Annotated in this window: 15 protein-coding genes; 6 read left to right on the top strand and 9 right to left on the bottom strand. The window is 33.9% G+C overall.

Features of this window, described 5'->3' with window-relative positions; genetic code table 11:
* Positions 1–10 precede the first annotated feature (10 nt).
* Complete coding sequence (locus GV828_RS02130; RefSeq protein WP_166535819.1) at positions 11–595, top strand: RNA polymerase sigma factor; 585 nt, start codon at positions 11–13, stop codon at positions 593–595.
* A 283-nt stretch (positions 596–878) separates the two neighbouring features.
* On the opposite strand, the gene GV828_RS02125 is transcribed toward GV828_RS02130, so the two are convergent.
* Positions 879–1529, bottom strand: a complete 651-nt coding sequence (locus GV828_RS02125) for an endonuclease III domain-containing protein (protein ID WP_166535818.1) — start codon at positions 1527–1529, stop codon at positions 879–881.
* A gap of 236 nt (positions 1530–1765) precedes the next feature.
* Here GV828_RS02125 and bcp point away from each other — a divergent pair, with 236 nt between their 5' ends.
* On the top strand, positions 1766–2218 hold the full coding sequence (gene bcp / locus GV828_RS02120; protein WP_166535817.1) for a thioredoxin-dependent thiol peroxidase: 453 nt from the start codon (positions 1766–1768) through the stop codon (positions 2216–2218).
* Between the two features lie 159 nt (positions 2219–2377).
* Here bcp and GV828_RS02115 read toward each other — a convergent pair whose 3' ends face one another.
* A complete protein-coding gene (locus tag GV828_RS02115; RefSeq protein ID WP_166535816.1) occupies positions 2378–3847 on the bottom strand; it encodes a TonB-dependent receptor in 1470 nt (489 codons plus the stop codon).
* A gap of 86 nt (positions 3848–3933) precedes the next feature.
* Here GV828_RS02115 and GV828_RS02110 point away from each other — a divergent pair, with 86 nt between their 5' ends.
* Genes GV828_RS02110 through GV828_RS02095 form a run of 4 tightly spaced genes read left to right on the top strand, consistent with a single transcriptional unit; the run spans position 3934 to position 6953 of the window.
* Positions 3934–4698, top strand: a complete 765-nt coding sequence (locus tag GV828_RS02110; protein ID WP_166535815.1) for an MBL fold metallo-hydrolase — start codon at positions 3934–3936, stop codon at positions 4696–4698.
* Positions 4699–4719: 21 nt separating this feature from the next.
* On the top strand, positions 4720–5217 hold the full coding sequence (locus GV828_RS02105; RefSeq protein WP_208103125.1) for a hydrolase: 498 nt from the start codon (positions 4720–4722) through the stop codon (positions 5215–5217).
* 37 nt (positions 5218–5254) lie between these two features.
* Positions 5255–5734 (top strand): hypothetical protein, encoded by a 480-nt coding sequence (locus GV828_RS02100; protein ID WP_166535814.1) that lies wholly within the window; start codon positions 5255–5257, stop codon positions 5732–5734.
* A 49-nt stretch (positions 5735–5783) separates the two neighbouring features.
* On the top strand, positions 5784–6953 hold the full coding sequence (locus GV828_RS02095; RefSeq protein ID WP_166535813.1) for a M23 family metallopeptidase: 1170 nt from the start codon (positions 5784–5786) through the stop codon (positions 6951–6953).
* 11 nt (positions 6954–6964) lie between these two features.
* On the opposite strand, the gene GV828_RS02090 is transcribed toward GV828_RS02095, so the two are convergent.
* From GV828_RS02090 to GV828_RS02060, 7 genes are all read right to left on the bottom strand, one after another.
* Positions 6965–7480: a DUF421 domain-containing protein gene (locus tag GV828_RS02090; RefSeq protein WP_166535812.1), complete on the bottom strand. Its 516-nt coding sequence runs from the start codon at positions 7478–7480 to the stop codon at positions 6965–6967.
* Positions 7481–7550: 70 nt separating this feature from the next.
* Entirely contained in the window at positions 7551–7880 is a 330-nt protein-coding gene (locus GV828_RS02085) for a DMT family transporter (protein WP_166535811.1), read from the bottom strand.
* Positions 7881–7944: 64 nt separating this feature from the next.
* Positions 7945–8508, bottom strand: coding sequence for a Crp/Fnr family transcriptional regulator (locus GV828_RS02080; RefSeq protein WP_166535810.1), 564 nt, complete (start codon positions 8506–8508; stop codon positions 7945–7947).
* 7 nt (positions 8509–8515) lie between these two features.
* Positions 8516–9166 carry an alpha/beta hydrolase gene (locus GV828_RS02075; RefSeq protein ID WP_166535809.1) on the bottom strand — a complete coding sequence of 217 codons (651 nt, stop codon included), beginning with the start codon at positions 9164–9166 and terminating at the stop codon, positions 8516–8518.
* An 8-nt stretch (positions 9167–9174) separates the two neighbouring features.
* Positions 9175–9504, bottom strand: coding sequence for a hypothetical protein (locus tag GV828_RS02070; protein ID WP_166535808.1), 330 nt, complete (start codon positions 9502–9504; stop codon positions 9175–9177).
* 1 nt (position 9505) lies between these two features.
* Complete coding sequence (locus GV828_RS02065; protein WP_166535807.1) at positions 9506–10762, bottom strand: dihydroorotase; 1257 nt, start codon at positions 10760–10762, stop codon at positions 9506–9508.
* Positions 10763–10777: 15 nt separating this feature from the next.
* Positions 10778–12715 carry a BatA domain-containing protein gene (locus tag GV828_RS02060; RefSeq protein WP_166535806.1) on the bottom strand — a complete coding sequence of 646 codons (1938 nt, stop codon included), beginning with the start codon at positions 12713–12715 and terminating at the stop codon, positions 10778–10780.
* Positions 12716–12750: the final 35 nt, after the last annotated feature.

The raw sequence follows: 12750 nt of genomic DNA, 5'->3' as shown, positions 1-12750 counted from the left end.
AGGTAAAACTATGGCTAGTGTTCAAACCTCAGACAGCTTGTTGATAAAAAGTTATGTAGCAGGAGACGAAAGTGCTCTGGCTACTTTAATTGAAAGACATCAAACTAAAATCTTCGGTTTTATTTGCTCTAAAGTATCGGACAGAGATATTGCCGATGATATTTTTCAAGATACATTTATTAAAGTAATCAAAAAATTAAAGTCTGATTCTTATAATGAAGAAGGAAAATTTTTACCTTGGGTGATGCGTATTGCTCACAATCTGGTGGTAGATCATTTTCGTAGAAATAAAAAAATGCCTATGTTCCGTGAAACAGAACAGTTTTCGATTTTTGATATTATGACCGATAATTCTCCTCACATCGAAAGCCAGATTATCACGGACCAAATAGAAAAAGATTTAGGAAAACTAATTGATGAACTTCCGGCGGATCAAAAGCAAGTTTTGCAAATGCGTATCTATCAAGACCTAAGTTTTAAAGAAATTTCAGAGCAAACTGGTGTTAGCATCAATACGGCATTAGGAAGAATGCGCTATGCTTTACTTAATTTAAGAAAAGTAATTGATAAAAATAAAATAGTTTTAATCAACTAAAATAAAAACAGGAAAGCGTCGTTATAGTAGAAAATAAACCAATTCATATGGCAAAACTCTACTCTAAAAAACAACTCTCAAAAGCGATGCAACCAAAAAAAGAAACGATATCGTTCCTGCTTAATTATTCCAAAGCACTGACTTTTGTAAAAGCAAAAGGAATGAAGTTTGAAACTATCGCAAACTAGCACTAATCCCGGTTATCGCCGGGATTTTTTAATCTGAACTTAGTCTGAATTCATTTTAGATTCTCAACAAAATCATTTCAGATTCCAAATTCATATCAAATTCCTCTCAACTCCTTCAGCATTTTTTTATTCGCAATCGTAGCCGTAATCACATCTTTTTCCAGCCTCCAGCCACGAGCCGGCGAATATTCTCTACCGTACCAAATCATCTGTAAATGCAGCTTGTTCCACAAATTTTTCGGAAAAATTTTCTTCGCATCACGCTCCGTTTCCACCACATTTTTCCCTGAACTCAAACCCCAGCGGTACATCAATCGGTGAATATGCGTGTCCACCGGAAAAGCCGGAACCCCAAAAGCCTGCGACATGACCACACTTGCCGTCTTATGACCAACCGCCGGAAGCGATTCTAAAGCCTCAAAACTTTGCGGTACCTCGCCATTATATTTTTCAATTAAAATTTCGCTCAACCCAAAAATCCCCTTAGATTTCATTGGAGAAAGCCCACAAGGCCTGATAATTTCCTGAATTTCTTCTACCGACATTTTTACCATATCCCAAGGATTATCAGCCTTGGCAAACAATAACGGTGTAATTTGATTCACCCTAACATCCGTACATTGTGCCGAAAGCAAAACCGCAATCAGCAACGTGTAAGCATCCTTATGATCCAACGGAATCGGGATTTCCGAGTACAATTCCTCCAATTTTTCGGCCACAAAAGCAGCCTTTTCCTTTTTCGTCATCACTAAAAAATGTAACTTTATCCGCACAAAATTACCATAAAAATAATGATGTGCCTAATCCGGCTGTACGTTTCAAGTCCTCGGCAAAATTTGTTTTTTTGCACAATTCGGCAGGAGCTTCTCCCTAAGTTTCGGTAGTCGCTCTGCCAAAATTGGCAAAAAAATACAAATTTCGCCTCCGGGCTTTTCACTGCCATCCGGGGCAAAATACTGCTAACAAAAAAATATTTAATAAAATGACACAACTGCAAATAGGGGACAAAGCACCTAATTTTAACGCTAAAGATCAAGACCAAAACACTCACCAACTAAAAGATTACGCTGGAAAAAAACTCGTAATTTTTTTCTATCCTAAAGCCAGCACACCAGGTTGCACCACTGAAGCGTGCAATTTGCGCGATAATTACCAACGCTTTCAATCTTTAGGTTACGAAATTTTAGGCGTTAGTGCAGATAATGCCAAACGTCAACAAAATTTCATCGAAAAAAATAAATTGCCTTTCCCTTTAATTGCTGACGAAAATAAAGATATGATTAACGCCTTTGGAGTTTGGGGTCCTAAAAAATTTATGGGCAAAACTTTCGATGGCATTCATAGAACCACTTTTGTCATTGACGAAAATGGAATTATCCAAGATGTTATTACAAATGTTAAAACGAAAGAGCATTCTAACCAGATTTTGAAATAGGAAATTAGTGATTGGTAACTAGTAATTGGTAATCAATAATCAGTTTTTAGAATATACAACTAAATAAAAAAGCAGTAATTCGTAAACGAATACTGCTTTTTTTATAGAATACAAATAGAAAATTCCAAGAATCTTAAATCTCAAATCTCAAGTCAAAAATCAATTGGCTTCTTCCATCAATTTTCTTGGATCGTAACCAAAAAGATTATCTTTTTTAATCATTTCGGCAATACCTTTTGGTAACATTTCTTCCCAACCTGGTTTGCCTTTGCTAATCATTTTCAAAACTTCGCGTGAGAAAATATCCAAATCATTTTCATCGTAATCTGTAATATCAATCACTTTTCCGTTAAATTTAAAGAACTTGTACAATTCTTTCATTCGTGGATGAACTTTCAAATTTTCTGAATTAATGATTTCTCCGTTTTCACCTTTCATTGGATACAAGAAAACTTTTAAATCACGGTAAAACAATTTCCCAAATGCTTCTAAAATTCCACCACTTAAATGGCGGTAATATTTTTCATCAAAAATATCAATTAAATTATTCACTCCCATTGCCAATCCCATTCTGGCTTTGGTATAATTAGAGAAATATTCAACTACTTTATAATATTCCTGGAAGTTAGAAATCATAACAGTTTGTCCTAGCGAACAAAGTAATTCTGCCCGATCCATAAAGTCACGTTCGTCAATTTCTCCGTCAGATCTTAGGTTAGAAAGTGTAATTTCAAAAACTACTAAAGTATTTTTTTCTTCTACTTTATTTTCTGCCAAAAACATTTCTAACGACTTTTTATACATGTCCATATTGACGCGCGTTACGGGACGAAAACTTCCGCGAAGCGCAAGAATATTTCTCTTGTAAAGTACAGCTGCCGGAAGCACATTGTTACCATCTGGATTGAACATTACGGCATCGGTCATACCATTTTTTACAAGTTGTAAACTCATCAATCGATTATCTACATCAGCAAATCGCGGACCTGAAAAATTTATGGTATCTATTTCGAGTTGATCTTTGTCGAGATGGTCATATAAATATCTCAATAATTTTTTAGGATCATTATATTTGTAAAACGCTCCATATATAAGGTTTACACCTAAAATTCCTAAAGTTTCTTGCTGCAATCTTGCATCAGTTTCTTTGAAACGAATATGTAACACTATTTCGTTATAATCCTCGTCTGGTTCTAATTGATATTTGATTCCAACCCATCCGTGACCTTTGAATTGCTTCGCAAAATCAATTGTAGCAACAGTATTAGCGTAACTAAAAAACATTTTACTTGGATGTTTGTCGCGCTTAAGCCGTTGCTCTACTAATTTTACTTCGTGAGAAAGCATTTTTTTAAGACGTTCTTCGGTTACATATCTTCCGTCGGCTTCAGCTCCATAAATAGCGTCGCTAAAATCTTTGTCGTACGCAGACATTGCTTTGGCAATAGTTCCTGATGATCCACCTGTTCTAAAAAAATGTCTAACAGTCTCTTGTCCGGCACCAATTTCAGCAAAAGTTCCGTAAATGTTTTCGTTAAGATTAATGCGCAAAGCTTTGTCCTTAATCGAAGGAATTTGTTCAATAACTCTGTCGCCTTTAAGTGTAATTTCGTTTTCGTCGTTTCTCATAAATTCTGTTACTGCTGTTGCAAAGTTAACAAAACATGACTTTTTTAAAAGGTAATTAATCTTATTTTTGTAAAAAATTAACGCATTTGAAAGTCTTTTTTTTAGGAACCGGAACATCACAAGGAATTCCAGTAATTGGAAGTAATCATCCGGTGTGTAAAAGTACTGATCCAAAGGACAAGAGGTTACGGGTTTCCGTAAGAATTTCTTGGGGAAATTTTACATTTGTAATTGATTGTGGGCCCGATTTTAGGCAACAAATGTTGAATAGCCATACGCAAAGATTGGACGGAATTCTTTTTACCCACGAGCATTCAGATCATACCGCAGGGTTAGATGACATTCGACCGTATAATTTTGCGCAAGGTGCAATGAAAGTTTTTCTTCACGAACGCGTCTTAGCTAATTTGGAAAAAAGATTTGATTATATTTTTGAAAAAGATAATCGTTATCCAGGAGCTCCTTCGGTTGATGCTGTAATCGTGAAGAAAAACCAGGAGTTTTTATTGGGAAATAAAATTGTGATGCCTATTGACGCTTTGCATGGTGATTTACAAGTTTTCGGATATCGAATTGAAAATTTCGCATATCTAACCGATATTAAAACAATAAGCATTGAAGAAATTAATAAATTAACAGGTGTTAAAGTTTTGGTTGTTAGCGCATTAATGGAGGAGCCTCATCACTCTCATTTTAATTTAGCTGATGCACTAAATTTTATTAAAAAAGTAAATCCTGAAAAAGCATATTTAACACATATCAGTCACAAAATGGGTTTTCATCAAATTATTGAGCAAAAACTGCCTAAAAATGTTTTTGTAGCTTACGATAACCTTGAAATTACAATTTAAAATACAACATTGAAAAAAAAAATGAAAAAAACTATCTTATACCTGTTTATATTTTCTGTGTTAATGAATATTTTCACCTTTATGTATTTTTCTAAAAAATTAAAATTTGAAGAATCACGAATTGAGAAATATCAATTAGAATTTAAAACCAAAAAAGATTCCATCCAATCAATGTATGGTCAAGTACTAGAGGCCAATTATTTTTCTTTGGATTATAACGATAATGCAATGGACTACTACGAAGGTTATGATATTGAGCAACTTTCAAACCAAATTAGAGATGAAATCAAGTCGTTAAATGAAAATCCAGAAGGTAATCCCTTAACAAAATATGGAACAATCAACGGCAATCGAACCTATATCAATAAAATTAAAATTTTAAACCATCGCTGGATTATAGCTGATTTTAATGCAGGAAAAGTTTGGGGTGAAGTGCTCATCAAATATTTTGTTAATGACGGCAAACCTACTGATTTTGAAACTGTTGATAGTTTCGTATATTCCACTACAGTAAATTAAATTTTTTCGTATTTTTATCGTTTCCAAATCTGATAAAATGAAAAAAATAATTGTCGCCCTAATGATCATTGCGTTATCAGGATGCCGTGATTTAAGTGGATCTACGGACGATGTTACTACCAATAAAAAATTGGGTCGAGTAGTTGGAGCTGATAAAGATGAAAAAGGTTGTGTGGCTTCCGCTGGCTATACATTTTCCGTTTTGCGGGACAGTTGTGTTCGTCCTTTTGAAACCGGAATTCGTCTTAACTCAGTAAAATCAATTGAGTCTCGAGATGTACAGTCCAGTGCTTTTGCTATTTTAGAAGAAGATGGAAATCGAGCGGAAATTTTCGTTCCTCAAGAAAAAAGCAGTATTATATTAAAACGAAAATCTGAAGGGGATCCTTATGAAGGTAATCATTGGAAACTTCAGACTACAGGAGGTTTCGCTCTTAAAAAAGGGGATTCTTTATTATATGCTGGAGCAAAAATAAACGAGACCGTTGTTACCGGGAGTGACAATCCCGAAGAATAATTTTTTAGTTAAACTGTTGTGAATGAATAGTTAAAGTAATTATTTCGGCATGAAATATGCTTTATTTGTTTACATGACTCGAAACACCCCATTACTTCTTATATTGTTGTTTGCCACTTTTATGGTGAGTTGCAAAAACGGCGATCCGTTCCAAAAAATCACAAAAATTTTTGTCGATTCGGATGCTCGTGCTCAATACGAACATAGTTTTGAAGGTAATGACAATGAATTGATTCTCTGGCAAAAAGCTTTTCAAGATGGTATTCAAAATAGTGTCGAAATTGAAACGCCCTACGCTGAAAGCGGTATTTTTAATCCCAATGTAAACTTGGCTTATAGCTACATATTTGATATAAAAGAAGGCGAAAAACTTGACGTTTTGGTCCAAAAAGATTCTTCCCAGCAAAAAGTTTTTCTTAATATTTTTTCTTTGGAAAATGCTTCTTCAGATAAATATGGCCTTGTCGGAACTCAAATGGATAAACTATCGTTCGTCAGCCCGAATTCTGGAAAATATTTACTTCTAATCCAGCCAGGAAATAAAATTTCTGGACAATTTTCATTTATCATTAATAAAAATCCCGTGTATGGCTTTCCTGTTGCAGGAAAATCAAATGATGCCATTGGAAGTTTCTGGGGGATGGATCGCGATGGTGGCAAACGAAAACACGAAGGAATTGATATTTTTGCTAAAAAAGGAACGCCTGTACTTGCCGTTTCTAACGGAAGAATCACGCGAACCGGAAATACTGGTTTGGGTGGAAAACAAGTTTGGCAACGTACAGAAATTTTTGGAAACTCCATTTACTATGCACATTTAGACAGCATAAGTGTGTCATCCGGAAGTTACGCAAAACAAGGAGATACTTTAGGTTTTGTAGGAAATACGGGAAATGCCCAATTCACGCCACCGCATTTGCATTTAGGAATTTACAAAGGTTTTAGCGGCGCGATTGATCCGTTGCCGTTTGTTTTCGAGCGGAAAAAGATAGACGTGCATAAAAAAATTCGGTTGGATTTCAAGACCGATTTTGTAATCATTAATAATAAAAAAGTGAATCTTCGGAAAATGCCTTCTACTAAATCTGAAATTGTGACGACTTCAAATTTTTCTGAAAAATTGGTTCTTTTGGGGCAAAATGATGATTGGGTACATATTCAAACTTCGGAGGGATTGAAAGGATTTGTACATAAATCGTTGGTAAAACAGTCAATTTGAGTGGAAATTTTCTAAGTATTTGCAATTTTTACTAAAGTAGAACGTCCTACTTTTTCACTTTTTTTAATTATCGAAATATTTCCGTCGATTTCCAATATAATGGCGCGAACTTCGTTTAAATCTTCAATTCCATTTTTACGAACTTCGGCTATAATCTCTTCTTGAGTGATAAATTCTGTTTTTAATTTATGCTTCAGAAATTTACCGTCATAAAATAATAAGGTTGGTGAAGAATTTATTAGCCTCTCTAAAGATTTGGACTTTTGGGATATAAATGCTAACAAATACTGAAGGACAATTATAACAATTAAAGCTATACCACCCTCTAATATCCTTACCTGATCCAAAATCATCCATGAAAGTGTTGATCCTAGCGAAACGCTAACTACAAAGTCAAAAGCTGAAAATTTCGAAAGTGTACGTTTGCCCGAAATTCTGATGAAAAGAAATAGCGCTAGATATCCAATCGCGGAGCAAATCACAATTCGAAATATATTTTCCCAACTCTCAAAGAATAGATTTTGCATTAGCTCTTTTAGCTAAAATTAGAAATTTATAGGCAAAAAAAGGTCTATTTTAACGTAGCTTTATTAATAACTAATGCGTGGAAACTACTTTTAAGCCAATTATTGAAGCAATTAGCGTGGTGATGAAAAACATTCTCCAAAAAGTCACCGGATCTTTAAAGAAAAATATTCCCATTAATACTGTTCCTACAGCCCCAATTCCGGTCCATACTGCATAAGCGGTTCCTAAAGGTAAAGTTTGGGTAGCTTTAATGAGTAAAAACATACTTAGAAAACAAGTGACTAAAAATCCGCCGTACCACAGGTAAACATCAGTGCCTTCGGCTGTTTTTGCTTTTGCCAAACATGACGTAAATGCCACTTCAAATAATCCTGCGATAATTAATAAAATCCAACTCATATTTCGATATTTTTTGCAAATTTCTATTAAAAATATGAACAAAAAATTAACATATGATAAGAAATCATTTGACCATTGAACGAATTCTGCTTAAGCTTACTGCTGTAATTCCCAAAAAAGAGGCAATATGAACTAAAGCTACTCTTTTAATAAGTTGAGGATAAAGCATTAAGAGTTGTTTGTATCGTTCTGAAGCAGATAAAAACTGACGGTCAATCAATCTTTTTTCAACTTTAATTAGTTCTTGTTCTGCTAATTTTCTACCCCAATTAGAAAGCTCTAAATCTTTTAAATACAGATCATTAAGTTTGCTCGTTTTGATTTTGTAAAATTCAGAATCTTCGAGTAATTCAATTGTTTCGTAGCCAGGCTTTTTATTAACGTAACTGTTCATTGATAGTACAACGTCACCTTCAAGCCCAAACCAAAATGTGATTTGTGAACCGTCTATTTCCGAAAATGCGCGAACAATTCCTTTTTTTAGAAAGTAAATATCAGTTTCAATTTTATTCTGGTGAAAAAGAATTTCTCCTTTTGGAAACGAAATAATTTCAGAAATGGCTTCCAATTTTTCCAATGAAGAGGCAGAAAGCTTCCATATTTTTTCTGAAATTATTTTTAAGTCCATCAAAAAGTTAATTATTGGCGTTTAGCCAATTTAATAAATCTCTAAAATTTTGAGGAGAAACACCGTGACCAATTGGATATTCTTTGTAAGTTACATCAACACCTAATTTTTGTAAAAAATCAGGAGCTTGTCTTGCCCATTCCACTGGAATTACTTGGTCTTGTGAACCGTGTGAAACAAACATTTTGAGGTGGGAAAAATTTCTGCCGTCAAGATTTTGAGGGATAATTTCAGGATGTAAATAACCACTTAAAGCAATTACATTTTTAATTTTTTCGGGATAGGTTAAGGCAACTGCGTAACTCAAAATACTTCCTTGACTAAAACCAATTAAGGTAACATCTTGATAATCAATAGGTAATTCACTTTCAAGCTGGTTCAAAAATTTGGTAATCAAATCTCGCGACTCAATGGCTTGTTCATTGTTAGTAAACTTATTTTGATCTGCGTCAAAATTGATGGCGTACCAAGCATAGCCATAAGGTTGTAAATCATACGGAGCTCTTGCCGAAACCACATAATAATTTTCCGGAAGCTCAGATGCAAAGGCAAACAAATCTTCTTCATTACTCCCATAACCGTGCAATAAAAGCAATAAGGGATTTTTTTCTTTGATAATTTTAGGAGCTCTAACTAAGTATTGGATTTGGGTTTTCATGATAAATTTTAAACAAGATTTTTAAATAGTTTTTGAAAAAATGCTCCCAAAAACGGAATTAAATTTAACTGATTTTGAAGTACGCTTACAAAGCTGTATGCCCATAAAATAAACCCAAAAATATATAATGATGACGAAATCATCCAGTTATCAAACAAACCTACGGGATAACCCAATGCGAAAAAAAGTAAGTTTATTCCTAAGGCTTGACGCACATAAAACCCGGAAAATGGATTTTTTTTATCGCCGTTCATCACTGCCGCAATTATAGTTCCTATGATGGTTAAATGAGCGATAATCGCTATGTTTTTCCCTTCGTTTATATATTGATTATTCATTTTATTTGTTTAAAATCAGTGTATTATTATTATAAATTCCGAGTGGTTTTCCGGTTAAATTTGTTCCTAAAAAAGCACTGTTTTTTGATTTTGACTGAATTGAATCTTTTGTAAAAGTCCACTTTATATCCGGGTCAAATAATGTGATTTCTGCTTTTTCTCCAACGGCAATTTTTGGTTTTTCAATACCGAAAATATTTCTGGCGAAAGTTAATTTTTCAATTACTAATTCCAAAGGTAAAACGCCGAGCAAAGCACCGAAAGCACTTTCTAAACCAATAGTTCCGTTTTTTGCCAAATCAAATTCCATTTTCTTGTGTTCGATATCGATAGGATTATGATCGGAAGTAATGGCATCAATCGTTCCATCTAGAACGGCTTCAAGCAAAAATTTTCTCGTTTCTTCGTCGCGTAGTGGAGGCGAAACTTTAAGTCTCGTATCAAATTCTTGTAATGCTTTATCGTTTAAGGTAAGATGATGGGTTGAAACAGAACAAGTTACATTTAGATTTTTGGTTTTCGCTTCTCGAATTAATTCTACAGATTTTTTTGTAGAAATTGTGGGGAAGTGAATTTTTCCGCCACAATATTCTAAGATAAATAAATTTCTGGCGATTTGTAATTCTTCTGCCAAAGCCGGAATGCCTTTCAATCCTAACTTTGTTGCAGAAATTCCTTCATTTGCCACGCCATTTCCTTTTACATTTTCGTCTTCACAGAAAGCCAATACCAAACCATTAAAATCTTGGGTGTATTGCAATGCAATTTTCATTAAATTGGCATTATTCAGGTTTTTGTTATAGTCGCCAAATGCAATTGCACCCGCGTTTTTCATGTCAAAAAGTTCTGCTAAATCTTTGCCTTCGCTGTTTTTGGTCAAAGCACCAATGGGAAAAATTTGTGTGGCACTACCAGTTGATTTATTTTTTGCGAAAGCAATTGCCGCTTGATTATCAGCAATCGGGAAACAATTGGGTTGTAAAGCTACTGCCGTAAAGCCGCTTTTTGCAGCTGTCAAAAGTCCATTTGCGATGGTTTCTCTCTCTTCAAATCCAGGTTCGCCAAAACTTACACTCATGTCAAACCAACCTGAGGAAATGTATAAATTGTCAAACTCAACAATTTGGTATTTGTCTGAATTTGAAATAGTTGTGTTGATTTCTTTAAACTTTCCATTTTCAATCAACAAATCTTTTTTCTGTCGATGGAACGCACTTTCCGGGTCGATGATGGTTGCGTTTTTAATTAAAATAGTCATGCGTTGTGTTGTTGTTTATTTTATAAATTTTTGAATGAAAATTTCAGAAATAAGAAATAATAAAGCCAGAATTACAAACCATTTCCACAAATTATTGTCCGTTCTATTGGTTTGGATTTCGTCAAAAACCTGACCAATTCCATCCACCACATTAAAATTTTCAAGGAGTTTTAAATCTACTTCCGTCAAATTTCCTTCGGTTCTGGCGTAATTAAATCCCACTGCTTGAACCATTATTTCGCCATTAAACAAGCCAAAAATCCCAGCTTTTTCTGGAGCATTTTCAAATTGAAGTTTTACTTTATTACTCAAAAGTTGTTGCATAGGTACAATTTCCGGAGCATTTTTGTCTGTGAGATTTTTTAATTTCAAAATTTCATCTTTTTGCAATGATGCGTTGGCAATATAAGGTTGATTTTGCCCAATTTTCAAAGCATTGATTCCGGTTTTTTGGCTATTTTTTGCCATGTTGTAAAATGTAGGAACAATTAATGGTGAGTTTTGAAAATTAGAAAATTCTTTATTAATTGCTGCTGCAAAAACGTAAACTGAACCCACAGATTTTTTTGCTGAAATTAAAAATGGCTGAGAATCTGTGAAGCTTAAAACGGCTGGAATATTTGAAGATAGCGTTGTCGAAACTTTAACTGTTGGATATTGAAAATTATCAGTTTTTTTTTCAAAAACAGTACTGTAAAGTGGATGATTGTAGGAAATTTTAGAAACTTGTTTTTCTTGATTTGAACCCGTTTGCAATTGGATTTTACCAAATTGCGATAAAAAACGATTATAATTTTCCGCTTTAATTTGTGTGGATGGAATCACAATCAGGTTACCACCTTTTTCCACAAAAACTTTAAGATTTGTCGCCAAAGCTTGCGGAATTTCGTTGAGTTCATTTAAAACAATCGCATCTTGTTTATCAATCAAATTGTATTCTAATGAATTGATTTCAAGATTTTTATAAACAAATTCTTCGCCTGAGTAAATTTTCCTTAAAAAATTATTTTTCGCATCATCACCAATGCTCAAAACATTGGTTTTTTCAGGAGCTGAAATACTGAAATAATATTGATTATCGTAATAAAGCGCATTGTCGTTTATCGAAACATAACCGTTGAAATTTTCCTTTGGAATAGTAAATAAAACCGGTTTTTCCGAAACTTTTTCTACAACCGTTTTGGCAATTAATTTCCCAGAATTATACAATGCAACCGGAACTGAACTTTCGTAATTATTTGAAGATGAAATAGTTATTGAAATTTCGTAAAATTTATCCAACGTTTGATTGATATAAACACTGTCAATGGAAACGTTTTTTTGCTGCTCAATTTTCGGAACAATAAAATAGGTGTTAAAAGTGCTGTCAATGCTTTTTAATTGTTCGCTTTCGAGGCCGATTCCGTCGGTTATGACGATCAAATCTTTCTTCGAATTTGGGTTTTTGGTTTTGATTTGCGACACGATAGTCTCCAACGAAAATTCACTTGCATCATAATCCAATTGTTGTAACTCTTTTTGAATTGATTTGATATCGGTTTCCCAAAATTGACTTGAATTACTAATTACTGAAAATTGTTGGTTATCAGGTGTTTGTTCTAAAAGTTCTTGAACGCATCGTTTTAAAATTTCGCCTTTTTTTCCTTTTGCTTGCATTGAAAACGAATTGTCTAATACCACAAACATTTCATTGCTTGCCATTTTACTGTCTTTTGCCAAAAAATATGGTTGAGCAAAGGCAAAAATCAATGCCGCCAAAAGCAAAAGTCGCATAGACAGTAATAAATATTTTTTGAGCTTTGAACTTTTTCGGGTTTGAATCGCCAGTTCTTTTAGAAAGTGAACGTTGGTAAAATATTCTTTCTTAAACCTACGCAATTGAAATAGATGCACTAAAATCGGGATGATCAGCAAAAAGAGGAAGTATAGAATTTCTGGGTGTTTAAATTGCATTAATCGAAAGTTTGTCAAAAATAAACATTTGTGAG

Origin of the sequence: Flavobacterium ichthyis, assembly GCF_009915155.1 — a bacterium.
Lineage (GTDB): Bacteria > Bacteroidota > Bacteroidia > Flavobacteriales > Flavobacteriaceae > Flavobacterium > Flavobacterium ichthyis.
The sequence above is the reverse complement of the archived record's forward strand: the minus strand, read 5'-3'. Positions and strand labels throughout refer to the sequence as shown.

Excerpts from the sequence above, each read along its gene's own strand:
- GV828_RS02060 (WP_166535806.1), bottom strand. The coding sequence starts at position 12,715 with ATGCAATTTAAACACCCAGAAATTCTATACTTCCTCTTTTTGCTGATC.
- GV828_RS02105 (WP_208103125.1), top strand. The coding sequence starts at position 4,720 with ATGAAAAAAACTATCTTATACCTGTTTATATTTTCTGTGTTAATGAAT.
- GV828_RS02125 (WP_166535818.1), bottom strand. The coding sequence starts at position 1,529 with ATGACGAAAAAGGAAAAGGCTGCTTTTGTGGCCGAAAAATTGGAGGAA.
- GV828_RS02080 (WP_166535810.1), bottom strand. The coding sequence starts at position 8,508 with ATGGACTTAAAAATAATTTCAGAAAAAATATGGAAGCTTTCTGCCTCT.
- GV828_RS02130 (WP_166535819.1), top strand. The coding sequence starts at position 11 with ATGGCTAGTGTTCAAACCTCAGACAGCTTGTTGATAAAAAGTTATGTA.
- GV828_RS02090 (WP_166535812.1), bottom strand. The coding sequence starts at position 7,480 with ATGCAAAATCTATTCTTTGAGAGTTGGGAAAATATATTTCGAATTGTG.
- GV828_RS02085 (WP_166535811.1), bottom strand. The coding sequence starts at position 7,880 with ATGAGTTGGATTTTATTAATTATCGCAGGATTATTTGAAGTGGCATTT.
- GV828_RS02095 (WP_166535813.1), top strand. The coding sequence starts at position 5,784 with ATGAAATATGCTTTATTTGTTTACATGACTCGAAACACCCCATTACTT.
- GV828_RS02065 (WP_166535807.1), bottom strand. The coding sequence starts at position 10,762 with ATGACTATTTTAATTAAAAACGCAACCATCATCGACCCGGAAAGTGCG.
- GV828_RS02075 (WP_166535809.1), bottom strand. The coding sequence starts at position 9,166 with ATGAAAACCCAAATCCAATACTTAGTTAGAGCTCCTAAAATTATCAAA.
- GV828_RS02100 (WP_166535814.1), top strand. The coding sequence starts at position 5,255 with ATGAAAAAAATAATTGTCGCCCTAATGATCATTGCGTTATCAGGATGC.
- bcp (WP_166535817.1), top strand. The coding sequence starts at position 1,766 with ATGACACAACTGCAAATAGGGGACAAAGCACCTAATTTTAACGCTAAA.
- GV828_RS02070 (WP_166535808.1), bottom strand. The coding sequence starts at position 9,504 with ATGAATAATCAATATATAAACGAAGGGAAAAACATAGCGATTATCGCT.
- GV828_RS02115 (WP_166535816.1), bottom strand. The coding sequence starts at position 3,847 with ATGAGAAACGACGAAAACGAAATTACACTTAAAGGCGACAGAGTTATT.